Origin of the sequence: Streptomyces sp. NPDC001822 (assembly GCF_042892135.1) — a bacterium.
Classification (GTDB): domain Bacteria; phylum Actinomycetota; class Actinomycetes; order Streptomycetales; family Streptomycetaceae; genus Streptomyces.
In genome coordinates this window covers 200,067-223,127 of record NZ_JBIATW010000003.1, presented here as the reverse complement: position 1 = coordinate 223,127, position 23,061 = coordinate 200,067, and the positions used below count along the sequence as shown (strand labels likewise).

Below are 23,061 nucleotides of genomic sequence, written 5' to 3'. Positions count from 1 at the left end.
TCCGGACACCCGCCCGGACAGCACCGGTGATCACGCAACCGTCCCCCGAGGACCTGCCCTCCCCCGGGCGCGGTGCGCCGTGCAATGCTGAGACGGATACGAGGATCTTGGCGGTACCGGAAGAAACGGCAGGGTGAGGGCAGTGCGGCGGCGGGGCGGGGCCATCACGTGGGATCGGTTCGCGGCGTCGGATCCCGGACTCCTGCGGCTGACGGCGGGGCTCAGAACCGTCTCGGCGATCGCGCTCACCCTGGTCGTCCTCGTCATGTCCGGGAGCGACGTCACGCACATGGTGGCCGGCGCGATGACGGCGATGACCGCCACCTTCGCGGTCAAGGACACGCTCGTACGCGACCAGGCGGTCACGCTCGCCCTGGGGCTGCCGGTCGCCCTGGTGGCGACGTCGCTGGGCGCGTTCCTGACCTCGCAGGTCGTCCTGGGCGACCTGTTCTTCGTCGCCCTCATCTTCGGCGCCGTCTACTGCCGGAGATTCGGCGAGCGGGGCACCGCGCTGGGTCTCGTGGGCTTCCAGATCTACTTCCTCTCCCTGTTCGTCGGGGCAGCGGCAACGACCCTGCCGACGCTCTACGGGGCCTTGGCACTCGGGTTCGCCTGCAGCGCGGTGGTCAGGTTCGCCGTCGTGCCCGAGACGCCCCGCCGCGTGCTGACGCGCCTGCGGGACGCCTTCCGCACGCGGCTCGCCCAGCTCGTGTCCATGCAGATCCAGATGCTCGATGCCGAGCCCGGTCAGCTGGAGAAGGTGCTCGACGACATGCGCCGGCGCACCGCCCGGCTGCACGAGGCGGCGCTGATGATTCAGAGCCGTCTGGAGGAGGGCACGAAGGACGCGGACAAGGCGGCGCTGCTGCAACGCCGGGTCGCGGAGGCCGAGATCGCGACGGAGCGGCTGGGCATGCTGCTGCTGAACGCCCGTAGTGCGGAGCGTGCGGACACGCTCACCCTCCATCTGCCGAACGCCCCCGTGCCGCTCACCGGCGACTGGCGGCCGGCCGAGGACGACGCGACCATCGCCCTGCGCCGGGACCTCGCGGCACTGCATCTCCTCGTGGTCCGGCCGGCGTCGGGCGACGAGGGCACAGCGGTGGCCCACATACGCAACAGGCTGCTGGGTTACCGCGAGGAGGAGAGGCTGCCGGCCGCGTCCCCGGCCCTCCAGGACGCCTTCCGCGGCATCGGTGAGGCAGCACGTTCCGTCCTGGGCCTGCGGCTCGCTCTGGACGGGCCCCAGGACGAGTCGGACGACTCCCCTGCGACCACGCGCTCCCGCGAGGAGTTCGACGCCGAGGACATCGCCCTCGCATCGTCGGAGGAGGCCGGGGAGGACGACCGCACCGGGTTGCGGCGTCCCACGACCAGGGCCGCGTTCCAGGTGTCGGTGGGGTCGGTCCTGGCGATCATCGGGGGCGAGCTGCTCTCCAGCCAGCGCTGGTACTGGGCCGTCCTCACCTGCTGGGTGGTCTTCCTCAACACGGCTTCCACCGGGGAGATCCTGGTCAAGGGGTACCGGCGGCTCATCGGCACGGTGCTGGGCGCCGTGGCGGGTGTCGCGCTGGCGGGGGTGGTCGGCGGCAACACCTGGCTCGCGTTCGCGCTGGTGCTGGTCTTCATCTTCGCGATGTTCTTCACCGCCCCGCTGTCGTACGCGGTGATGTCGTTCTTCGTCACCGCGATGCTGGGGCTGCTGTACACCCTGCTGAACTCGTACAGCTTCGGCGTGCTCGTCCTGCGCATCGAGGAGACCGCGATCGGCGCGGCCTGCGGTGTGGTCGCCGCCGTGCTGGTGCTGCCGGTGCACACCGACCGCCGTACCGACGAGTTGCTGGGCACGGTCCTCGACCGTCTGGGCGACGTCGCTTCCGCCGCGGTGGAGCAGCTGAGCGGCGGGCCCGCGGCCGATCTCCTCGGCAAGGCCCGTGACCTGGACACCGCCCTCGACGAACTCAGGGCGTCGACGACCCCTTTGACCTATCCGATCACCCCCCTGCGCGGCAGGCGGCAGACGGTCCGCTACCTGGTGGCGCTGCTGGAGACGTGCGCCTATCAGGCCCGCTCACTGGCCGCGACCGCGGAGCTGCTGCCGCACAGCAGGACGATCGCGGCCGATCCCCGCCTGCACCGGGCGGGACGGCGCATCGCCCACAACATCGCGGTACTGGCCGCGCACGTCGAGGACGAGACGGCACGGGGCGAGGTCCGGTCCGGCGCCAGCATCGCCTCGACGCTGCGCGACGACGGCTCCGGCACCCCCGCGGCGGGCACGGTGACGTCCCGCGTCCTGCGGCACCTGCAGCGGCTCGACGAGGGCGTCGTGGGTCTCGCCCGCCCTCTGAACGTGCCCGTTGCCGATCAGCAGCCCGTCGCGAAGGCGGCGATCGGCTGACGGCGGTTCCCCGCCCCTGCAGGACGCCGGACCCGCGGGAGGTGCGGGAGGTACGGGAGTCGTGCACCGGCCCGCGGGCGCCGACCGGCGGAGTACGCGGCGAGCCTGCAAGGCCCGGTCTGCCGTATGCGCGGAGCGCGGGCCGCGGTTACGGGCGGCGGCCCCACGCCGAGATCATCGGGGCCGTGGCCAGGTCGAGCTGTCCGGTGGCTACGTTCGCCAGGTGACGTTCGACCTCCTCGTCGGTGGCGATCCCCTCCTCCACCAGGCGGTCACGGATCTGACGTACCGTCGCGTCCTCCAGCAGCGCACACGCCGGCGAGGTGATCGGGAAGTACGCGTCGGCCCGCACATCCTCCAGGCCGGCCTCACGCAGCACCCGGGGCAGGGTCCGCCCGTACGCGAGGTCCGCGCCGCGCGCAGCCATCAGGGTGCGGAAGCCGGACCGCAGCCGATTCGCGAGCCGCTGCTCGGGCCCCGACTCGTCGGGGCACAGCAGCGGCTGCAGGGAGGGGTCCGCGTCCTCCAGGAAGAGGAAGCCGCCGGGCCTCAGCGCACCGGCCATCCTGCGCACCGCCTCGGCGCGGTCGGCTACGTGCACCAGTACCAGCCGGGCGTGGATCAGGTCGAACCGGCCGGGGGGCGGGTCTGCCGCCACGTCGTGGGACAGGACCTCGATCGTGCCGCCGGCGATGTGGCGGATCCACGACACGTCGATGTCGGTGGCGGTCACCGAACCACCGGGGCCCACTCTCCGTGCCAGCTCCAGCGGGACGGAGGGGCCTCCGGCGCCGACCTCCCAGCAGCGCGCACCCGGACCGATGCCGAGCCGGTCGACATGCCGGAACGTGACCGGATCGAACAGCTCGGCAAGGGCCCCGAAGCGGACTCCCGCCTCCGACTGTCCGTTGTCCAGCAGATAGCCCTGGCCGACGCCGCTCTCTTCCATACGCCGATTCTGGCAGACGGTGCCGACTCCGCTCGGCCCCCGCAGGCCCGTGGCCACGGCCGATGCGCGGCCACGAAGCGCCCGGGCCGAGACCCGGGCGCGCCGGGCACCGCATGCTCGTCCGGCTCCCGGCTCCCGGCTCCCGGGTCCCGGGCCCGTGCCCCGTTCGGCCGCGGGGACCCGGGCACCGAGGCCGGGGCACTGCCGTATGACCTCCACACCGGTCAGCGCACGCGCTCCACGCTCCACATCGGCAGGTACTCGAAGAACGCGACCGCCTCCTCGCGCCAATGGGAACGCCAGCCGGCCGCCTCTGCCGCGGCACGCTCCGCGCAGTGCCGCATGTCGGTCCGCATGGTCTCCTCGACGCCGTGGCGCCGGGCGATGGCGCGGACCGACTCGATGGCGTCCTCGCCGCACGAGGGGTCACCGAGGCAGGATTCCAGCACCGCCCTCTCCGCCCCGCCGGCCACGTCGAGAATGGCGCGCACGGTGTAGTTGCGGCGCCCGTCGCGGATGTCCGTGCCCGTCGGTTTGCCCATGGTCCCCGCGTCGCCGAACAGGTCCAGGTAGTCGTCACGCATCTGACCGCAGATGCCCGCGAGCATGGTGTAGCGACGGAGCTCCTTGTCGAAGGAAGCGGGCTCGACCCCTGCGGCGATCAGACCCAGTTGCATGGGCGCGAGGGCCGAATAGCGCGCGGTCTTGAAGTCCGCGACCTGGTGCAGGACGTCCTTGCCCGGGTTGTCGGTGAAGTCACGCTCCATGTCGATGATCTGGCCCACGAACGTGGCGGAGGCCGCCCTCGTCTGCACCTCGACCATCGCCTGTCGCACAGCGAGTGGTGCTGTGGAGTCCAGCAGCACCTGGAGCGCCGACGTCAGTGCGAGATCACCCGCGAGCAGGGCGAGCCCCAGGGCGGCCTGCGGGTGACCGGGGAACCTGTCCCGGTAGGCGTAGTAGGTGGAGGGGCCGCCCCGGCGCGTGGGGCTGTCGTCGATGATGTCGTCGTGCACGAGGGCGTGCGTCTGTAACAGCTCGATGCTCAGGGCTGCCTCGTCGAGGCCTTCGAGGGGCTCGTCCGTGACCAGGCGTGCCGCCTCGAAGAGCAGTGCGACCCGCATCCGTTTGCCGCCGCGCAGCGACAGGTCCCTGAGGAGTCCCAGGCACTCGGGCGTGAAGCGGCTGAACGACGGCGCCTCGAGCGTGCGGCTCACGTGCTGGAAGTACTCCTCGAAGAGCACCGGGAAGCGGCGTCCGTACCCGGCCAGGCGATCCCTGATCTGCGCGGGCAGAGCGGCGGTGTCGGTCATCGGTTCTCCAGTTCCCGAGGTTCGGGGTATCACGCTGTCAGACGTCCGGGGCCGCGCGGACACGGGGCCGGACGACACAGGCCGGACGGACACAGGCCGGGCGGTGGTCAGCGGGGGCGTGTGGCGAACTGCCGAAGCGCCCGTCCCGGATCCGCGCGCGCCGCACGTCACTCCCGTTGCCTCACCCCGGCTGCGTCGCAACGCCTCGTCCACGTTGCGTCACTCCGCGTCCCCATGGGGTGGCTTTCCGTCGCGTGGACTCGACTCGCGGCCACATGCCCGCAGGCGCAGCCTGGAGGAGGGGCAACCGCCCTCCGCCGGTCGGCGTGGGCCGTCTCGGCGCCCACCGTACGAGGAGTGCAGGTGTCTGACGAACACATTCCGGGCATCAATCCACAGGCGGCCCCGAGCGGTGAGGGCTGCGCCGACTGTCTGCACGGGGATGGGCCCGGATGGTGGTTCCATCTGCGGCGCTGTGCGGAGTGCGGGCACATCGGCTGCTGCGACACCTCCCCCTCCCAGCACGGAACAAAGCACTTCCAGGAGACCGGCCATGCCGTGGTCACCAGCTTCGAGCCGGGAGAGAACTGGTACTACAACTTCGAGACCCAGCAGGTCTTCGACGGGCCGTCCCTCGCCTCGCCCACCTCGCACCCGACCGAGCAGCCGGTTCCGGGTCCTGCGGGGTCCGTTCCGTCGGAGTGGCAGCAGCGGCTGAACTGACCGGGCGGTGCGTGCCGCGCCGGTGGGGCGGTCGACGCGGACCCGTTCGTCCTGTGCGAACGCACCGCACGTGCTCGCCGCGACGGGCCCGTCACGAGGTCAGGTCGCTCCCGTGTTCACAGAGCGGCGAGCACGTCGTCCAGTGGCGCGGGTACCCGCTCGGGGTCCAGGGCCTCGACCAGGACGCGACCGTACTGGATCTTGCGCCCCTTCTTCGTGCCGAGGAATCGCCGTAGCTGCTGCTGTGCGGTCCGGCCCTGCTGTGCCGGCTGCCGCAGGAAGGTCTGGAGGGCACGCAAGTCTCCCTGTTCCTCAACGAGTTCAGTCACTCGCGCGACGCCGAGGGCGCGGATCAGCTCCTCCTCCAGATCTGCCGCGCAGACGAAGAACCCCTGCGACGAGGCGCCCGCGCGTTCCAGGCCACGGGTGTAGAAACCGCGCTCCGCCTCGTCGCAGAGTCCCGTGAGCCGAAGTCCCAGGCAGGGCGGGCCGAGGAGGTGGGCGAACCGCGCCACGCTCATCGCACCGCCCATGGGCAGCACGCAGACACCCTCGGCGGCGAGGTCACGTCCGCGGCTCCCGGTCAGTGCGTCGACCGCGGCGGCGTCACTGGGCCCTTCGAGCAGGACGACCGCCCGGACGGAGACGCTCGCCGCCAGCTCGCGCGCGGCCGCGCCGTCGCCCCCGGCCGCCCAGTCGGTTACCGCGTCGCGGAACGTCACCATGTCGCTCACGGGTCGAGTCTCCGCCCTCTGCGGCGGGCATGCCAGGCGATTTCGGCGGGCGCGCCGTCCTGTCAGGGCGTCCATCCAGGCGTCCTGCGTGCCACGCCCGTCCCCGACGCGGGGGCGTAGGCTTCGCTCCGTGCGGACGGGGGCGGATCATATGACGACCGAGACGGCGCAGAGGTGGGGTTCGACCCTCGACTCCGTGGTGGTGTACGAGCAGGGCGCCCTGTGCCGGCGCCTCGCCCGGGGCGGCGTAGGGCCGTTCGGGAGCGTGCGCGTGGTGGGGCTGCCCCGCTCCATGGACCGGGACTCCCTCAGGGCCCGGGTCCTCGGCCCTGACGGGGTCCGGGTGAGCGGGGCGCGGGTCGAGATCGAGGCCGAGACGCTCGACGCCTCCGTGCAGGACGAGTTGCGGGCAGAGGTCGAGCGCCTGACCGACGTGTGCGCGGCGGTCCGGGGGCGACGGGAGCGCACGCTCGGCCTCATCCAGGAGATCGGCTCGCTGCGCCCGGTTCCGCCTCCCCGCAGGCGTGACGAGCCGCACCGGCGCACCCCGGTGGACGCCTGGCTGGAGCTCGGCTCCTTCGTGGACGACCGCCTGAGCGGGCTGCACGACACCCTCGGGGAGCTGGAGGAGTCGGAGCGGCGTGCCGCGCACGCGCTCGATGTCGCCCTCGACAGACTGGCCCGCGCCTCAACGGACTCCGGGGCCGGGGCCGCCGACGCCCCATCGGCGCACATCCGCACGACCGTGTCGGCTGTCGTGACGCTCGATGTCACGGACACCCACGACGCTCAGACGGATGTGGAACTCGAATTGGAGTACGCGGTGCCGGGCGCCGTCTGGGTGCCCGCCTACCGGCTCGCCCACCGGCAGGGCGAGCCCACCGGCCGGCTGACCTTGCGCGCCTCGATAGCCCAGCGCACCGGCGAGGACTGGACCGGAGTGTCCGTGGGCCTGGCCACCGCCGATCTGCGCCGGGACACGGCACTGCCGAAGCTGCGCTCGATCCGCGTCGGCCGTCGCCAGCCCTCCCCCGCACCTTCCGGCTGGCGTGAACCACCGCTCGGACTCGGCGAGTTGTTCGCCGGATACGACGTGGCCGGCCCCCGCCCGGTGACGGCGCCCGTGCCCGTCTCCGCCGAGGTGGCTCCGCCACCGCCACCACCGCCGGCCCCGCAGGCGTACGGTGCTCCCCCCGCGGCTCCCCCGGCTGTCGCGCCCCCGGTTCCGGGCGGCCCGGCAGGCGTGGCTCCGGAACTTTTCGGGGGCGGAGCTCCGGCCCCCAGGCCCTCCGGCCGGGCCCGTTCGGCCGGCAGGTCGTCCGCGGCCCCCGTGGCGCCTCCGGTCCCGGGCGGGACCATGCCGTCCACCCTTCCGGCACCCGTGTCCGGCCCGCCGGAGCCGCGTGGCGCCGAGCTGGACTACGCCGCCCTCGTCCTGTCCGGCCCTGAGGAGCCTGGGGCGCGAAGGGGCCGCCTGTTCACCGGTTCACCCTTCGACCCGGTCGCGGCGGAGCACCGCCGTCGTGCCGAATCGGTGGCGGGGCTGCCGCTGCCGGGGCACGCGGTGCGGCCCCGGGAGTCGGCAGGCTCCTTCGACCACCGTTTCGACACCGCGTCGCGCGCCGACATCCCGTCGGACGGCACCTGGCACACCGTCACCATCGGTGAGATACCGATCGGCCTGGAGACCGAGTACCTCAGCGTCCCGTCGGTCGAGCAGTCGGTGTACGCCACGCTCGTCGTGTCCAACTCCACCGGCCAGGCGCTGCTGGCCGGGCCGGTGGAGGTCACCGTCGACGACGAGTTCCTGATGACCACCGCACTGCCCACGCTCGCACCCGGCGGTGTCCGCAGAGTCGGGCTCGGACGCGCCGAAGGCATCGAGGTGACCCGGCGTACGACCGTGCGCGAGTCGGTCTCGGGTCTGCGCAACAACGTCACCGTGCTCGACCACCGGGTCCATCTGGAGGTGGCGAACAGGCTCACCCGGCCGGTCGTCCTCGAGGTCCGCGAGCGGATACCCGTCACCTCCGAGGCGGACGTCCGTATCGAGGAGCGGGCCGGCTGGACCGCACCCGAGGACGGGCACGGGCCGGATCATCATGCTCCGGGCACGCGCATCCGACGGGTCGACCTGCCCGCCGGCGGAACGGCGGCACTCGACGGCGGCTACGAGATCAGAATCCCGGCCGTCAAGGCCATCGTCGGCGGCAACCGCAGGAGCTGACCACCTCATGACCACGGCCCCGAAGCCGATACCCCTCCCCGTCACCGCCGCCACCTGCCTGGAGGACCGCGCCCACGTCGAGCGTGCCGCCGAGCTGGACCTGGAGGCGGGCGTCCAGCGACTGCGCCTCGGGCCCGTCAGCGCCCTGGCGGTCGACCGCACCCTCCATGCCGAACTGACGGGCGAACAACCGGCCTCCGTGCTGGACCTGCGGATCGTCCGCGCGTGGACGCCCCGCGAGCCGGTCCCGTCCGCCGACGACTCCGCCCTGCGGCACCGGATCAGCGCACTCGAAGACCGGCAACTCGCGCTCACCCGGCACAGGGACCGCCTGCGCACCCGGCTCGACCTGCTCGGGCGCCTCTCCACCGATCTGCTGCGGGAGATCGGCGAGGGTGCCGGACACGGGGAGACCGACGAGCCGCGCTGGTCCCGCGAACTGGACCGCCTGGACGGTGAACGCGAGACATGCGGCGAACAACTCCGCTTGATTCAGAAGGAGATGACCGAGGTCACCGGCCAACTGGAGGAAGCGGAGTGCGCGGTGTACGCAACCGAAGGGGAGACGACCGAACTGACCGCGCACATCGAGCTGACCGTGGAGGCGGCTGCCGCCGGCCGGGTCGCGCTGCGCTTGGGTCATCTCACTCCGTGTGCCCTGTGGCGTCCCGCCTACCGCGCCGTGCTGGACGGGGACACCGTGATGCTGGAGACCGACGCGATGGTCTGGCAGCGCACCGGCGAGGACTGGTCGGACGTGCGGCTGACCCTGTCGACGGCCCGTTCCGCGCTCGCCGGTGATCCGCCGCGGCTCACCGAGGACCGGCTGACGCTCACGGACCGCTCCGCAGCGGAGCGCCGCACCGTCGATGTCGAACTGCGCGAGGAGGAGATCGGGTCCCTGCGCCCGGCCACGGTGGTCGGTCTGCCCGGGGTGGACGACGGTGGTGAGACTCGGGTGCTGCGGGCTCCGGTTCCGGTGTCCGTACCTGGTGACGGGCGCGCCCACCGCGTGCCGCTCTCCGCCTTCACCACCGCCGCGCGCAGCGAGTACGCCTGTGCGCCGGAGCTCTCCGCCCTGGTCACGAGAGTGGTGCGGTTCGACAACCGGGCCGGCCACGCGCTGCTGGCCGGTCCGGTGGACCTGGTCGGGGACAGCGGCTTCAGCGGCCGTGGCGCACTGGCCTTCACCGCCCCCGGGGCCTCCGTCGAACTGCCCTTCGGGAGCTGCGACGACCACCGTGTGGTGCGCCAGGCCGAGGAGTCGCGCGACACGGCCGGGATCACCCAGCGGACCGTCGTCACGCGCACGGTCCGTCTGCATGTGTCGCGGTTCAGTGCCCCGGACGCGCGTGGGGACCGGGTCATCGCACTCCGGGAGAGGATTCCGGTGTCCGAGGTCTCCTCGGTGGACGTACTGCTGCGCACGGAGTCCTGTTCTCCCGTACCCGACGAGGTGGACGCCGACGGCATCGCCCGCTGGGACGTCTCTCTGCCGCCGGACGGCCGCCGTACGGTCACCCTGGTCTACGAGATCTCCGCGAGCGCCAAGGTCACCGGCCTCTGAGGCCGAGGGCCGGTGCGGTTGCCCGGTGCCGGGACTGGGCAGCAGCGCACCATCGCCGGATGGCGACCGGATCCGGGCCTCGCCCCAGGGCCGGGCCGTTCCCGGTGGGCCGTGGTGCCGTTCCCGAGGCGCTACTCGGGCACACGAGCCGGGCGCCCGTGGGCAGTTGTGCGGTGGGACCGTTGCGTCGCCGCCCGGCCCCCTTCGATCAGTGCAACAAGGAAACGCACCGAGGAAACGCACATGCAGGGAGTTCTCACCGGATTCGCGGTGATCGCCTTCGTCATAGCCGTCGGCTATCTGCTCGGCCGCCGCGGAAGCCTCGGTGACGACGCGCGGACGGTGCTGACCGGCCTCGCCTTCGGGGTGGCGACCCCGGCCCTGCTCTTCACGACGCTGGCGGGTGCCGACCTGTCGGTCATCCTCTCCGAACGGCTTATGGTCACCGCCGCCGCCACGGCCGCGGCGGCTTCCGTCTTCGTCACCGTGGGACTCCTGCGGGGCTGGGGCACCGGGAAGATCACCATCGGCGCCCTGTGCTCCAGCTACGTCAACGCGGGCAACCTCGGGATCCCGATCGCCGTCTACGTGCTGGGGGACGCGTCCCTCGTCGCCCCGGTGCTGCTCTTCCAGCAGATCGTGGTCACCCCGCTGGCGCTCACCGTCCTGGACCTCCACCGGAACGCCGAACGGATCGCCCTCTGGCGTCGCCTGACCACCCCGCTGCGCAACCCGATGGCCATCGGCTCCCTGTCGGGCGCCGCCGTGGCGGCTTCCGGCTGGACCGTCCCGCCGCCCGCCCTCGAACCCCTCACGCTCATCGGCAACATGTCGGTGCCGGCCGTCCTTCTGGCGTTCGGCATCTCCCTACGGGGAAGCGGCCTGCCTGCGCGAGGGGAGAACAAGCCGGCCATCGCCCTGTCCGCCGCGCTCAAGACGACGGCCCAGCCCCTGGTCGCCTGGGGGCTCGGGGCGGGCGTCTTCCATCTGCACGGGGCAGCTCTGCTGGACGTGGTCGTCACCGCCGCGCTTCCGGCGGCCCAGAACCTCTACACCTACGCTGCGCACTACCGCGTGGCCGAACAGCTCGCGCGGGAATCCATCCTCCTGTCCACCGCCTTCTCCGTGCCGGCGCTGATCGCCATCGCCGCCCTCCTGGGGTGACGGCCCGGGCCTCATGGGCGTACCGGCCGGAAGGACGTGGGCCGGTTTATTCCAGGCGACTGCGGAAGGGTGCGCTGGTTAAGCTCGGCGGATGAGCAACCGCACATTCCGCATCACCGTCCGCGGTGTCTTCGACAGCCTGAGCACGGGGCAGCGGGCAGAACTCCTGGCGCACGCCGACGAGCACGACGTCCTGCGCTCCGCCTTCACGGCCGAGGGCCATCTCACCTACGACGTGGCCGCGCGGGCCGCCTTCACCTTCCGCTTCCTCGACTCGGGCGAAGAGGAGGAGGACATCCTGGAGGCGGCGGAGCGCGCCGAGGCCTCGGCGAGGCAGTGGCTGACAGAGCGGGGTTACGGGTACAAGAATCTCCGGAGCAGCTCCGAGGACCTCTCCCAGGCTCCGATGGGCAAGCGTCAGCGCCGCGAAGCCGCCAGGAAGGGCGTCTGAGACGAGGCCCCCCGGCACCCGGCTCGCTCACGCCGTGAACCCACGTGGCATCGGTAAGCGCACGACGGGCCCGGTTCCGGCCATCGGGTCACAGGCGGGGCCGGCGGCTCCCCGCAGCGCTCAGACGCGCTCCAGCGGGCGGTGCGGGACGGGAGGGAGCTCGACCTGGACCGTGTCGTGGGGGCGCACGGGGCCGCCCCTGCGCACCACGGTCATGATGCCTGACTTGAACGTGAACTCGCCCGACCCCGGATCCAGGGCGAAGACCTCACCGAGCAGTCCCGGCCGGAAGTCGTTGATCTTCGCGCACGGATTCCGCAGACCGGTGACCTCGAGCACGGCTTCCGCTCCGAGGTGCAGCAGGGTGCCTTCCGGCAGTCCGAGCAGGTCGACTCCACGGGTCGTGATGTTCTCGCCGAGCTGGCCCGCGGCGACGGCGAACCCCTTCTGTGCGAGCTCGTCGAAGAGTTCCTCGTGCATGAGGTGGACCTGACGCAGGTTCGGCAGGTCGGGTTCGTAGGTCATGCGGAACTGGTGACGGATCGTCGTCCCCGCATGCACGTCGCCTTCGACGCCGAGGCCGGCGATCAAGGTGATGACCTCACGGTTCGGTTTGCTGAACGCGTACGTCGCACTGCTGCTGACGGCTGTCACCCGGCCCATCACCCTGCACCCACCTGTCCTCGGAACACACGCCGGTCAGACTGTAAGGGAGCGCCCGAGGGGGCTCGCGCCCAGCCCCGGGCACACCGCGAGCACCCCGTGGCAGACGCCTGACCTCGTGGCGCCGCACTCCGTGCCCCGGAGGCCGATGCGCGGCTCGGCAACGCGAATGGGCGGGACCCCTCCCGCACACGGCTCCTTCGTGCGCGCCTCGTGTTCCGCCGCATGTCGGATAAGAGGGCCGGAGTCGGGGTAGTACGGCTGATGGCTCCTGTCGTCGCAGGGGCCGGGGCACGCTCGACGAGGGCGGCTCCTGGGATGGGACGAAGGATGAACGGTATGGCGAGCGGCACCGTGAAGTGGTTCAACTCCGAAAAGGGCTTCGGTTTCATCTCCCAGGAGGGCGGGGGCCCCGATGTCTTCGCCCACTACTCGGAGATCAACGGCTCCGGCTACCGCGAGCTGACGGAGGGCGAGCACGTCACCTTCGACATCGGCCAGGGGCAGAAGGGCCCTCAGGCACAGAACATCGTGCGGGGCTGACCGGGACGTACACCGAGGGGTGTGGCGGCCGCCTTGCGCGCAGCCGCCACACCCCTCGTCCGTCGCACCGCCTCAGACCGCGAGGGTGCGCCGGAGCGCGGCGAGCCCGTCGGCGTAGATACCCCGGAACAGGGCGATCGCCTCGGCTTCACCGACGCCGTCCGGGGTGAACGTGCCACTCCACTCGACCCGTGAGGTCCCCGCCTCGGAGTCCCCGTGCACGGTGAGGGTGGAGAGGTAGCCGGTCACCGGGAAGGGCGCCCTGAGGATCGAGTAGCTGTAGGTGCGGGCCTTGTCGTCGAACGCTTCGAGGCGCTCGACGATCACCCCGCCCTCCGCGTTGGTGAGGCTGCGGACGCGCCCGCCCTCACCGAGTTCACTGCCGGGGATGTACGGAAGCCAGTCCGGCAGACTCCCGAATCCTCCGATGAGTTCCCAGACACGCTCCGGCGGGACGGGAATGCGGACGGACGCACGGGTCGTGGCCATCAGTTTCTCCTTGAGGGTGTGCGACAGAGGGTCAGTTCGTGGGTACGGGGGCGTCGGCGGCGATCAGCCTCTCGTCGCGCAGCGCCGCCCAGAAGGCGGCGGGGACCCGCTCGCCCAGAGCGGCGACGTCCTCGGCGATGCGGCTCGGCCTGGTGGCGCCGGGAATCGCGGCGACGGTTGCCGGGTGGGCGAGCGAGAACTGCAGGGCCGCGGCCTTGATGCCGACGCCGTGTCGCTCGGCGAGAGCCTTGATCCGCTCCACCTGGGCGACGATCTCCGCAGGTGCTTCCTGGTACTCGAAGTGCCGGCCTCCCGCGAGGACTCCGGAGCTGTAGGGCCCGCCGACGACGATGTCGACGTGCTGTGCGGCGGCCGCGGGCAGGAGGCGCTGGAGGGCGCGGCTGTGGTCGAGGAGGGTGTAGCGGCCGGCGAGGAGGAACGCGTCGGGCTTCGGCTCGTCGAGGTCGAGGGTGAGCTCCAGTGGCTCCACCCGGTTCACTCCGAGGCCCCATGCCTTGATGACGCCTTCGGCGCGCAGCTTTTCGAGGGTGCGGAACGCGCCGGTGCGGGCGGTCTCGTAACGGGCGAGCCATTCGTCGCCGTAGAAGTCCTGCGCGATGTCGTGCACCCAGACGATGTCGAGGCGGTCGGTCTTCAGCCGGGCGAGGCTGTCCTCGATGGAACGCATCGTCGCGTCGGCCGTGTAGTCGTTCACCATCCTGTTGGGGCGGCCGTGTTCGAAGAGTCCTCCCTTCTCGCCGAGTTCGCGCGCCGCGGGGTCCTCGACCTCGTCGAGGACGACGCGGCCCACTTTGGTGCTGAGGACGTAGCTGTCCCGGGGGTGGGAGGCGAGGACCTCGCCCAGCCGGATCTCCGCCAGGCCCGCGCCGTAGAAGGGGGCGGTGTCGAAGTAGCGGATGCCGTGGTCCCAGGCGGCCTCGACCGTGGCGGCCGCCTCCGCGCCGGGGATGGCGCGGAACATGTTGCCCAGCGGAGCCGTCCCGAAGCCGAGCGGTCCGGAGAGGAGGGGAGCGATGCCCATGGGGTGATTCCTTACGTGGGGAATGGTTCCGACGCCGTTTCGTGCGATGTACGACGGTTCGTCGGTCTTACTCGTTCGAGGTTAGGATCGATACTTGAGACTGTCCAAGACACGCTTGGACTGAGTTGAGTCCCCCGAGGTCTTACATGCTTGACCTGCGACAACTTCGCTATTTCGTGGCCGTCGCCGAGGCCGAGCACGTCGGCCGTGCCGCGGAGGAGCTGCACATCTCGCAGTCGCCCCTCAGCCGCCAGATCGCCCAGCTGGAGAAGAACCTGGGCCTCACGCTCTTCGAGCGGAGCCAGCAGCGCATCCGCCTGACCGCCGACGGCAAGGTCTTCCTCACCGAGACACGGGCCCTGCTGCGCCACGCGGACAGGCTGGAGAACCTCGGCCGCCGCCTGGGGCGTGGCGAGGAGGGCGGCCTGTGCATCGGATACGTCGCGGACGCCATGCACACCGGTGTGCTGCCGGCGGCGCTGCGGGCCCTCCAGGAGGAGCGCCCGGGCATCCACGTCTCGCTCTACAGCCTGACACCCGAGGAGCAGTTCGTGGGGCTCCGCCAGCGCAGCCTCGACATCGCCCTGGTCCAGCAGCCGCCGGCCGGGGACGACCCCGACCTGCTCTCGGCCCCGCTGCTGGAGGATCCGCTGCTCCTCGCCCTGCCCGCGGGGCACCCTCTCGCCGGCCGGGGCACGGTCACGGCGGCGGATCTGGACGGCCTGCCCTGGATCGCGGTCGAGAGTTCCGGCGAGCCGGGAGCCCGGGACGCGTTCGTCGCGTCGTGCGTGGCGTCGGGCTTCACGCCGGACATCCGCCTCGACGCGCCCGATCCCCTGACCGCCCTCGGGCTGGTCGCCTCAGGCCTGGGCCTCGCGCTCATCCAGCGGAGTATGGTCCGCGGGACCACCGACGGCGTCGAGGTGCGCGAACTCCCCTGGTATCAGGCGTCCGTGCACCTGTGGGCCGCGTGGCACAGGGTGGACCTGCGGCCCGTGGTGGCGTCGTTCCGCGAGACGGTTCTGACCGGGCGCGCACCCGGCGCGTGACGCGCCCGCCGAGGACTGCCCGACTGCCCCTGTGCCGCGTGTCCGGCCCCTGAACTCCGGGCTCGTCCGGCTCGCCGGCCCGTGCGCTGCAAGACCTGCGGCAACGGGTGCCCCGTGCACGCCGACGGTGCGGCTGGAACAATCGAGGCCATGCACATCCGGCTTGCGCACACCGGCGATCTGCCGCTCCTCCAGGACATCGAGAGAGCGGCGGGCAGCTGCTTCCGGGACATCGGGATGCCGGAGATCGCGGACGACGAACCCTTGTCCGTGGCGGAGTTGGCCCGGTACGCCGGGAGTGGGACGGCCTGGGTCGCCGTCGATGGCGCGGACCTGCCCGTGGCCTACCTCATCGCCGACCCCGTCGACGGGAACCTGCACGTGGAGCAGGTGTCGGTGCACCCCGGCAGCGCGCGACGAGGTGTCGGACGCAGGCTGCTCGGCCGGCTCGCGGAGCACGCCGTCCATTCCGGAGTGCCCGCCCTGACCCTCACCACCTTCACGGACGTCCCCTGGAACGCCCCCTACTACGGGCGCTGCGGCTTCCGCACGCTGACCGACGACGAAATCGGCCCCGGACTCCGGGAGATCCGCCTGCGGGAAGCCGCCCACGGCCTGGACCGGTGGCCCCGGGTCTGCATGCGCCACGACGTGTGAGGTCCCGCCGGGCCGGCCGGCCTCCCGACGAGCCGCGCGCGATGTGCCCCAGGCGCGTACTGCAATGCTGCACGCGAAGTCCTGCACCGGCCGGCCCTGTCGTACCCCTCCGTTACGGTCGGGTCATGAGTGTCTCTCTCTACTGCACCGCGAGCCGGGCGACGCCCCCGACCGATGCCGAGGCGGCCGCCGTCGCCCGGACCGTCACCGCCCGTGCGTCGTCCTTCCCGTACCAGGACGAGGAAAGCCTGTACCTGTACGACCACGGCGGGAGTGACGCGCACGACATCCTGGCCGGGTCCGTCAAGATGCCGTTCGACCCCGGCCGGGCCCTGCCGGTGATCGCCCATGTACTCGACACCGTCACCGAGTTGCGGCGCTGCCTGCCGGATGCGGAATGGCGTGTGCACATGGACGACCTCGATGTCCCGTGGGACGAGCACGCCGGCTACGCCCTCCCCGGCATGCGCGACGAGGACCTCGCGGCCCAGTTGGGCGGTCTCTGAACGACCGACAGCCGTGGCGGTCCGGTGATCCCCCATCGGCCGCGTTACGGGTGTGGTCCCCATGCCCGCCCCTGGGGCTCTCCACCCGTCGGGAGGCGGGCCACCCGCATGGGCCCCGGGACACGGCTGCACCAGGCTTGCCGTCATGACGAACTGGACCCGAAAGGCGGCGTTACTGGCTCTCTGCGCGACAGTCCTGGCCACGACCGTCGCCGCCGCCGCCCGGCCGGCCGACGGAACGGCGGTCCCACCGCTCGACTGGCACGCCTGCGACCTGCCGCCGGGCACCACCCCTGCCGCCGGGCAGGAGTGCGCGACCCTGACCGTCCCCCTCGACCACCTCGCCCCGGACGGGCGCGGCGTCCCTGTGTCCGTCACCCGGCTGCTCAGCGACCGGCCGGAGAGGCGGCGTGGCACGCTGCTGGTGATCCCCGGGGGGCCGGGCTCCTCCGGGGTTCAGCGGCTCGCCCAGAAGGGCCCGGCTCTGCGGGAGGCACTGGACGGCGCGTACGACCTGGTCAGTCTGGACCCGCGCGGCGTGGGCGGCAGCATCAGGGCGGGGTGTGACATTCCCGCGGCCGACCGGCGGCTCGTGACGCTGAGGTCCTGGCCCGCGCCGGACGGCGGGATCTCCGAGAACGCGGAACGGTCCCGGCGCACGGCGGAGTCGTGTGCCCGCAACGGAGGTGAAGTCCTCCGGTCGTTCACGACCAGGAACGAGGCCCGTGACATCGACCGGTTCCGCGAGGCACTGGGAGAGCGGAGGCTGTCGGTGTGGGGAACGTCGTACGGGACCTACGTCGGGGCCGTGTACGCGCAGACGGAATCCGGCAGGGTCGACCGCATGGTCCTGGACAGCAGTGGCGACCCCGATCCGGCGCGGGTCGCGCGCGGGTGGCTGGAGAACATGTCGAGGGGCGCCGCCGACCGCTTCCCGGACTTCGCCGCATGGGCGTCCGATCCGGCGCGTGAGGCGGAGGGGCTACGGCTGGCGGTGCGCGCCCAGGACGTGCGGCCCCTGTTCCTCGCGCTGGCGGCCCGGCTGGACCGGTTCCCGCGCACGTCGGACGTGCCCGGTGTGCCGCTGACGGGCAACGGCCTGCGGCAGGCCCTCCAGAACGCCCTGTACAGCGACACCGCCTTCCCGGCGATGGCGCGCCTCGTGAAGCAGTCCTCGGCTCCCGAGGGCCGGCCCGTCCTGCCTCCGGACCTGTCGACGACCATCCCGGACGAGGACGCGTCGCTCGTGGTCGCCACGATCTGCAACGACGTGCGCTGGCCGGGTCCCGGTCCGGGGTACGCCGAACGAGTGGCCGCGGACCGGGCGGCTTTCCCGCTGACCGCCGGAATGCCCGTCAACATCGGCCCCTGCGCGTACTGGAAGGACGCCCCCGCGGAGAAGCCCACGCGTATCACCGCCGACGGTCCGTCGAACATTTTGATGGTCCAGAGCCTCCGCGACCCGGCCACGCCCTACACCGGCGCGCTGAAGATGCGCTCCGCGCTCGGTGCCCGGGCGCGGATGGTCACCCTGGAGCAGGGCGGGCACGGGCTGTACCTGGGTCATGGGACCGAGTGCGGTGACCGCGCCGTGACGCGGTTCCTCCTCACCGGCCACCGACCCGCCCGGGACACCCGCTGCGCCGGATGACGACACCGTGGCGTCCACCGGTCGCGCCCCGAACCGCGCCCGCCCCGACCTCTGAGCGTGGCACCAGACCGGGCGCCACGCTCAGGGGCTGTCCGCCTCCCAGGCCCAGCGGTCGGATCCGGCCGCCGTCGGCCCGTACACGGCACGGCCCCCCGAGCCGAACCTCCCCAGCTCCGTCCCGAGCGCGGCGCCCACCGCGAGGCGGTCCTCGGGCCAGCCGGTGACGTCCAGGAGCAGCCCGTCCAGCGGGCCTCCCACCAGCTCCACGTAGACGTGACCGGGCCGGGGCCCCGGATCGGGGTCGTCGTGGTCGGCGCCGTAGACACGCCGCCTCATCAGTTCGTCCATGCCCCCAGCATCACAGCCACCACCGACAGTCGTCCGTGGTGCGGTCGCGTCGGAGACCCGTCGCGCGCTCCCGCGGTGGGAACGGCGCCTGGCAGGCGGCGCGCACGGTGGGCGAAATCGTCACAGTGCGGCGCCCGCTGGCGTTTCGGGGCGCGCCGAGGTGCCTGCATGGGTGACGGTGGACCTCTCCGGACCGCGCGGTGGCGCTGTGCCCCGCCGGGCTCGGCCGAGGACGATCCGTTCGGCCAGGTGTGCTGGCCCTGCTGAGGAGGCTCCATGAACTGGACGCTCGAGGTTGTTCCGGTCCCTGTCACCGACATGGACCGCGCGAAGGAGTTCTACACGGAGAAGGCCGGTTTCAAGCTGGATCTGGACGACGAGGTGGCACCCGGGATGCGGATCATCCAGCTGACTCCCCCGGGATCCCGGTGTTCGATCGCCATGCTGCAGGGCATGCCCGCCCTTCCCGGCGCGAAGGTGATGGCTCCCGGCACGTTGCAGGGGCTTCAGGTCTGTGTCACCGACATCGAGGCGGCCCGGGAGGAACTGGTGGGCCGTGGGGTGGACGTGTCCCCGATCAGGCACGTGGGTGCCACCGGCTGGGAGGAGGGCAAGGGCGACACCTGGAACTCGTTCATGTCCTTCGCCGACCCGGACGGGAACGGCTGGGTGGTCCAGCAGGCTCCGTCGGAGCTTGCGGAGCGCTGACGGGGCGCCGGGGGCGGGCGGACGGCACGGTGGTGCGGGTCCGCCCGCCCCGGCGGGTCAGGCGTTGGGGTCGAAGGGGATGCCCGCGGGCTTGGCCTTCTCCAGGTGGTAGTTGAAGTTGCCGTCCTTGAGTCCGAAGACCGCGCTGCCGAAGTCGGCCTGGCTCAGCCGGTCGCGCAGCCCCGCCGGATAACCGTTCCAGCCCACCAGCGCGGGGAAGCGCCACGTCCCGTAGTGGTTCTCCGGCGGTTCGTCGTTGGAGTTCGCGGGCCGGAAGCAGTGCGTGCTCAGCCCGTCCTTGTGGTAGACGACCTTGGGATGGGTGCCGTCCCACCGGATCGCGTCACGGCCGTACACGTTGAAGTTGCCGTGGGCCGAGGTCGAGACGTAGCGGGCTTCGTTGTTCTGCACCCACACCACGACGTGTTCCCAGTCGTGCCGGTGTCCGCCGAGTCCGCTGCCGGCCACCGCCTGGTCCTTCTCGAAGTAGAGCCCGTACATGACGGCGCACCAGCCGTTGTTGCACTTCGAGCGTGCGTAGCCGTTGGTGTTGTCCAGGTCGACCGCGTCGCGGCAGCTTCCGTTGACGGCGCCGGTGGTGTTGAGTCCGGGGGCTATGGTGCCGTCCGTGCCGATCGCGGGTGTGGGGTAACAGCCGTCCGTGTCGTAGTCGAACGCCGGCTGGAACGTCTGCTCCGTCCCGTCCGCGTTCGCGGGAAGCGCGGACGGCGGGGCGGCGAGCGCGCTGCCCGCGGTTCCGATGACCAGCACGAGGGCACTGGTCACGACGAGCGAGGCCTTGCTGATCGGTGCGCTGATTTTCACTGCATCCTCCGGGTCGGCGCGTTGCGGGGACACGCGGCTACGCTTGGCATGCCCATAGCAAGCACCTCGAACCCCACCGGCCCCGGAACGTCCGATGACCGATCCGGGACCGGCCGATGCACAGTCGGATACGCGGAGACCGGATCACACGGAACCCGGACCCCCACGGAGCACCGTCACCGGCGCCGCTTCGCCGAAACCGGGGCGGCGGCGCCGCCCTGGGCGGCCCGGCCGGGGCGCAGCGTCCAGGGCACCGGGTCGGTGTTCGTCAGCCATTCGTCCGCGATGAGCCGGCGAACGGCGAAGATCCGCAGTTCGCGGGACATCTTCCCCCAGCCGAGGCCCTTGCACAGCTGCTTGACCGAAGGCCCGTGGCCGTGTGCCGCGCGGAACGCGGCCGCGAACTCGGCCGCCTCCGGCCCCTGGCCCGGTCGCCCGGCCGCCCATGTCCCGTACGACGCGCGGACCTTCTCGTCGAACTGGGCGGGAACCGCCTTGCGCATGAAGGCCTCGGAAACCCTGGCTGTCGACAGGGCGCAGGTGGCGCAGCCTTCGACGGCCTCGACGTGGCGCCGCAGGGCGACGCTCACTCCGTCCTTCCACTCGTCCCAGGCCAACTCCGGCTCCTCGGGCGCCCTTGGAGAAACGACGGGCCGTGGCCGCATGCCCGCCAGATGCCGGACGGAGTCCCCCAAGAGGTACCGGTCCCCGTCCAGTTCCGCGAGGAAGCCCTTGGCGGCCAGCTCGGGCAGCGCGGCCCGGCCGGACTCGGGCAGGCTCGCGGGCAGCGTGCCGTAGTCGTCGGCGGGCCAGTGGGCGGCCAGATGGAGCGCGGCCAGCCGGGCCGCTGACGACGTCTTCCTGACCGGCTTGGCGGCCATGGTCCGGCTCGCCCATCCCGACACCCGGGAGCGCATCACCTTGCCGAACGGAAGCCTGCGCTCCGGCCCTTCCGCCAGGTCGGGCACACCGATCCCGACGGGAGTGACGAGGTCGTCGCCCAGCAGTCTGTCCTGCCCCTGCCAGCCGAGGACGGAGAGGCCGTTCACCGCCGCTCCGGCGTCCGCGAGGCGCAGGGCACGGAGGTCCTGCCCCGTGATGTTGCCGATGCCGCTCCGGGCCGCGCGGATGGTGACGACGAGCGCGAGGAGCTGGGCGTCCGCCTCCTTCAGCGGAAGCGCGCTCACGTACGTCAGCAGGGTCCGCGCCGCCTCCCCTTGATCATGCGTCAGCAGGAACGGAGGGGCAGCGGGCCGCACGACGACGGCGGCCGGAGGATGCGGTGGGCGGGGAGAAGAGGGAGGCACACCCTCTACAACGCGCGCGAGGGCGCGAGGTCACCCCCGCCGGGCGGTGCGGCCGATTCCCGCGGGCCTTCGCCGCAAGGATCTCCCAGGACGGCGTCTCGGCCGGATTATCGATACGCCCCGACGGCAACGGGTGGCTATCGTCGCCGAATGACCCTCCTCCAACGCCTTCGCCCCGACCACGCTCCGGCGCTGATCGCCTTCGAGAGGGAGAACCGCGCGTACTTCGCCGCTTCGATTCCCGACAGGGGCGACGACTACTTCGCCGAATTCGCCTCGCGTCACAACGCGCTGCTGGCCGACCAAGAGGCGGGAACGCTCCACTTCCATGTCCTGGCCGACGACGACGGGGCCGTGCTGGGCCGTGTCAATCTCGTGGACGTCGCCGGGGGTTCGGCCGAGCTCGGATACCGCATCGCCGAGCGGGCCGCCGGACGGGGCCTGGCCACCGCCGCCGTGCGCGAGGTCTGCGAACTGGCCGTCGGCGAGTACGGCCTGATCACTCTCACGGCCCGCACCACGCGGGACAACGGGGGTTCGAGGACGGTGCTCGCCCGCACGGGGTTCGTGGAGTCCGGGACGATCACCCTGATGGGGAAGCCCGGGCTGTGCTTCGACCGTGATCTGACGAAACCGGTCGGCGCCGCCGGACACTGACGACACCGGGATCACTCCGGCCGCGACCGGGCAGAAGGCTCCGGTGCCGCTCCGGCCGCCTCCTCACCGCTGTGCCGGACAGCTGGACCCGTGACGCACGACGGTGACGGACCGCGAGGCGGCCCGTCACCGTCGGACGGGTTCGGGGGTGCGGTGATCAGTTGTCGTCGACCTGCTCGTCCGTGATGGTGCCCGTGGCGGCGTCCACGTCGAAGGTGGTCTTGTTCCAGTCCTTGGTGACCACGTCCACCTGCCAGACGACGGCCTGGCTGTCGTTCTCGTCGAGTGCGACGGAGGTGACGGTGCCCTTCTGCTTGTCCGTGGCGATCTTGGCCGCCTGCTGGGCCGTCTGCTTCGCCTGGGCGAGGCGTCCGGCCAGCTCCTGCTTGTCGGCGTCGCTCTGGTCCGCGTCCGGCACGGAGTCGATGACCTTTCCGGTCACCGCGTCGATGGTCACGATGTGCGCGGTGCCGTCCTTCTCGGCGACCTCGGCGACCCACTTCGGGCCGGAGGAACTGCCGCTCGGGCTCGGGCTGCCGGAGCCGCCCGGGCTGGCACTGCCACTGGGACTGGCACTGCCGCTGCCCTCGGGGCTCGGGCTGGCGCTGGAGTCGTCATCGTCGTCGAGGCCCTCGATGTCGATGTCGGTCAGCTTGCCACCGGACACCTCACCGACGGCCGTCGTGGCGGCCTTGTCGAAGGGGACCTTGACGGTGGAGAGCAGATCCTTGCGCTTCATCTGGTCCTCGGTCAGCTGCGCCGTCCCCGACGGGCTGACACTGCCTGAAGGACTCGTCGTCTGCTTCGGAAGGACCTTCGCGGCTTCGGAGGTCTCGGCGGCGGTCTTGTCGCCGCTCTCCTGCCCGCAGCCGGTCACAAGGGTGGCGGCAAGGGCGACGCAGAGGACGCCGACGACGCGGAGCCGGCGCGTGCGCGACGATACGGTCATGGTGCGACGGGTCTCGAATCTCATACCCGCATGCCTAGCCGCCCCGGCGAACAGTCATGTTGTCCCACCGGCGGGTGTCACCCGATCGACGGCCCCGTCCGCCCATTCGCCGGGGCCGTGGCCCAGGGACCCGGAGCC

23 protein-coding genes are annotated in these 23,061 nt (G+C 71.8%); 13 read left to right on the top strand and 10 right to left on the bottom strand.

Annotated elements, in window-relative coordinates; translation table 11 throughout:
• Positions 1-133 precede the first annotated feature (133 nt).
• Complete coding sequence (locus ACFYY2_RS09025) at positions 134-2,401, top strand: FUSC family protein (RefSeq protein WP_388739128.1); 2,268 nt, start codon at positions 134-136, stop codon at positions 2,399-2,401.
• Between the two features lie 148 nt (positions 2,402-2,549).
• On the opposite strand, the gene ACFYY2_RS09020 is transcribed toward ACFYY2_RS09025, so the two are convergent.
• Together ACFYY2_RS09020 and ACFYY2_RS09015 are read right to left on the bottom strand one after the other, a co-directional pair.
• Positions 2,550-3,350 (bottom strand): class I SAM-dependent methyltransferase, encoded by an 801-nt coding sequence (locus ACFYY2_RS09020; RefSeq protein WP_388739125.1) that lies wholly within the window; start codon positions 3,348-3,350, stop codon positions 2,550-2,552.
• 224 nt (positions 3,351-3,574) lie between these two features.
• Complete coding sequence (locus ACFYY2_RS09015) at positions 3,575-4,663, bottom strand: polyprenyl synthetase family protein (protein WP_388739122.1); 1,089 nt, start codon at positions 4,661-4,663, stop codon at positions 3,575-3,577.
• A gap of 363 nt (positions 4,664-5,026) precedes the next feature.
• Between ACFYY2_RS09015 and ACFYY2_RS09010 the strand changes: the two genes are divergently transcribed.
• Positions 5,027-5,386, top strand: coding sequence for a UBP-type zinc finger domain-containing protein (locus ACFYY2_RS09010; RefSeq protein ID WP_388739120.1), 360 nt, complete (start codon positions 5,027-5,029; stop codon positions 5,384-5,386).
• 116 nt (positions 5,387-5,502) lie between these two features.
• Here ACFYY2_RS09010 and ACFYY2_RS09005 read toward each other — a convergent pair whose 3' ends face one another.
• Complete coding sequence (locus ACFYY2_RS09005) at positions 5,503-6,120, bottom strand: TOPRIM nucleotidyl transferase/hydrolase domain-containing protein (RefSeq protein WP_388739117.1); 618 nt, start codon at positions 6,118-6,120, stop codon at positions 5,503-5,505.
• 151 nt (positions 6,121-6,271) lie between these two features.
• On the opposite strand from ACFYY2_RS09005, the gene ACFYY2_RS09000 reads away from it, so the two are divergent.
• From ACFYY2_RS09000 to ACFYY2_RS08985, 4 genes are all read left to right on the top strand, one after another.
• Positions 6,272-8,347 (top strand): DUF4139 domain-containing protein, encoded by a 2,076-nt coding sequence (locus tag ACFYY2_RS09000; RefSeq protein ID WP_388739115.1) that lies wholly within the window; start codon positions 6,272-6,274, stop codon positions 8,345-8,347.
• A 7-nt stretch (positions 8,348-8,354) separates the two neighbouring features.
• Positions 8,355-9,914, top strand: a complete 1,560-nt coding sequence (locus ACFYY2_RS08995; RefSeq protein ID WP_388739112.1) for a mucoidy inhibitor MuiA family protein — start codon at positions 8,355-8,357, stop codon at positions 9,912-9,914.
• A 243-nt stretch (positions 9,915-10,157) separates the two neighbouring features.
• Positions 10,158-11,078, top strand: coding sequence for an AEC family transporter (locus ACFYY2_RS08990; RefSeq protein ID WP_388739109.1), 921 nt, complete (start codon positions 10,158-10,160; stop codon positions 11,076-11,078).
• Between the two features lie 91 nt (positions 11,079-11,169).
• Entirely contained in the window at positions 11,170-11,529 is a 360-nt protein-coding gene (locus ACFYY2_RS08985) for a DUF6204 family protein (RefSeq protein WP_388739107.1), read from the top strand.
• A 120-nt stretch (positions 11,530-11,649) separates the two neighbouring features.
• Here ACFYY2_RS08985 and ACFYY2_RS08980 read toward each other — a convergent pair whose 3' ends face one another.
• On the bottom strand, positions 11,650-12,195 hold the full coding sequence (locus tag ACFYY2_RS08980) for an MOSC domain-containing protein (RefSeq protein WP_388739104.1): 546 nt from the start codon (positions 12,193-12,195) through the stop codon (positions 11,650-11,652).
• A 336-nt stretch (positions 12,196-12,531) separates the two neighbouring features.
• Between ACFYY2_RS08980 and ACFYY2_RS08975 the strand changes: the two genes are divergently transcribed.
• A complete protein-coding gene (locus ACFYY2_RS08975) occupies positions 12,532-12,735 on the top strand; it encodes a cold-shock protein (RefSeq protein WP_327121732.1) in 204 nt (67 codons plus the stop codon).
• A 72-nt stretch (positions 12,736-12,807) separates the two neighbouring features.
• Here the strand turns inward: ACFYY2_RS08975 and ACFYY2_RS08970 are convergent, their stop codons facing one another.
• Together ACFYY2_RS08970 and ACFYY2_RS08965 are read right to left on the bottom strand one after the other, a co-directional pair.
• On the bottom strand, positions 12,808-13,224 hold the full coding sequence (locus tag ACFYY2_RS08970) for an SRPBCC family protein (RefSeq protein WP_388739100.1): 417 nt from the start codon (positions 13,222-13,224) through the stop codon (positions 12,808-12,810).
• Positions 13,225-13,255: 31 nt separating this feature from the next.
• Positions 13,256-14,266 carry an aldo/keto reductase gene (locus ACFYY2_RS08965; protein WP_388739098.1) on the bottom strand — a complete coding sequence of 337 codons (1,011 nt, stop codon included), beginning with the start codon at positions 14,264-14,266 and terminating at the stop codon, positions 13,256-13,258.
• Positions 14,267-14,412: 146 nt separating this feature from the next.
• Between ACFYY2_RS08965 and ACFYY2_RS08960 the strand changes: the two genes are divergently transcribed.
• The 4 genes from ACFYY2_RS08960 to ACFYY2_RS08945 all read left to right on the top strand — a co-directional run bounded on the left by ACFYY2_RS08960 (position 14,413) and on the right by ACFYY2_RS08945 (position 18,129).
• Positions 14,413-15,315: a LysR substrate-binding domain-containing protein gene (locus tag ACFYY2_RS08960; RefSeq protein ID WP_388739095.1), complete on the top strand. Its 903-nt coding sequence runs from the start codon at positions 14,413-14,415 to the stop codon at positions 15,313-15,315.
• A 150-nt stretch (positions 15,316-15,465) separates the two neighbouring features.
• Complete coding sequence (locus tag ACFYY2_RS08955) at positions 15,466-15,972, top strand: GNAT family N-acetyltransferase (protein WP_388739092.1); 507 nt, start codon at positions 15,466-15,468, stop codon at positions 15,970-15,972.
• A 125-nt stretch (positions 15,973-16,097) separates the two neighbouring features.
• Positions 16,098-16,478 carry a hypothetical protein gene (locus tag ACFYY2_RS08950; RefSeq protein WP_388739089.1) on the top strand — a complete coding sequence of 127 codons (381 nt, stop codon included), beginning with the start codon at positions 16,098-16,100 and terminating at the stop codon, positions 16,476-16,478.
• Positions 16,479-16,623: 145 nt separating this feature from the next.
• Positions 16,624-18,129 (top strand): alpha/beta hydrolase, encoded by a 1,506-nt coding sequence (locus tag ACFYY2_RS08945; RefSeq protein WP_388739086.1) that lies wholly within the window; start codon positions 16,624-16,626, stop codon positions 18,127-18,129.
• Between the two features lie 81 nt (positions 18,130-18,210).
• On the opposite strand, the gene ACFYY2_RS08940 is transcribed toward ACFYY2_RS08945, so the two are convergent.
• Entirely contained in the window at positions 18,211-18,477 is a 267-nt protein-coding gene (locus ACFYY2_RS08940) for a hypothetical protein (protein ID WP_388739084.1), read from the bottom strand.
• Between the two features lie 276 nt (positions 18,478-18,753).
• Here ACFYY2_RS08940 and ACFYY2_RS08935 point away from each other — a divergent pair, with 276 nt between their 5' ends.
• Complete coding sequence (locus tag ACFYY2_RS08935) at positions 18,754-19,185, top strand: VOC family protein (protein ID WP_388739082.1); 432 nt, start codon at positions 18,754-18,756, stop codon at positions 19,183-19,185.
• A 57-nt stretch (positions 19,186-19,242) separates the two neighbouring features.
• Here the strand turns inward: ACFYY2_RS08935 and ACFYY2_RS08930 are convergent, their stop codons facing one another.
• The gene (locus ACFYY2_RS08930) at positions 19,243-20,010 is read right to left on the bottom strand and encodes an NPP1 family protein (protein ID WP_388739080.1); all 768 of its coding nucleotides are present in this window, start codon (positions 20,008-20,010) and stop codon (positions 19,243-19,245) included.
• 176 nt (positions 20,011-20,186) lie between these two features.
• Positions 20,187-21,197, bottom strand: coding sequence for a hypothetical protein (locus tag ACFYY2_RS08925; protein WP_388739077.1), 1,011 nt, complete (start codon positions 21,195-21,197; stop codon positions 20,187-20,189).
• Between the two features lie 270 nt (positions 21,198-21,467).
• Here ACFYY2_RS08925 and ACFYY2_RS08920 point away from each other — a divergent pair, with 270 nt between their 5' ends.
• The gene (locus ACFYY2_RS08920) at positions 21,468-21,974 is read left to right on the top strand and encodes a GNAT family N-acetyltransferase (protein WP_388739074.1); all 507 of its coding nucleotides are present in this window, start codon (positions 21,468-21,470) and stop codon (positions 21,972-21,974) included.
• 157 nt (positions 21,975-22,131) lie between these two features.
• On the opposite strand, the gene ACFYY2_RS08915 is transcribed toward ACFYY2_RS08920, so the two are convergent.
• Complete coding sequence (locus ACFYY2_RS08915; RefSeq protein WP_388739071.1) at positions 22,132-22,947, bottom strand: PepSY domain-containing protein; 816 nt, start codon at positions 22,945-22,947, stop codon at positions 22,132-22,134.
• Positions 22,948-23,061: the final 114 nt, after the last annotated feature.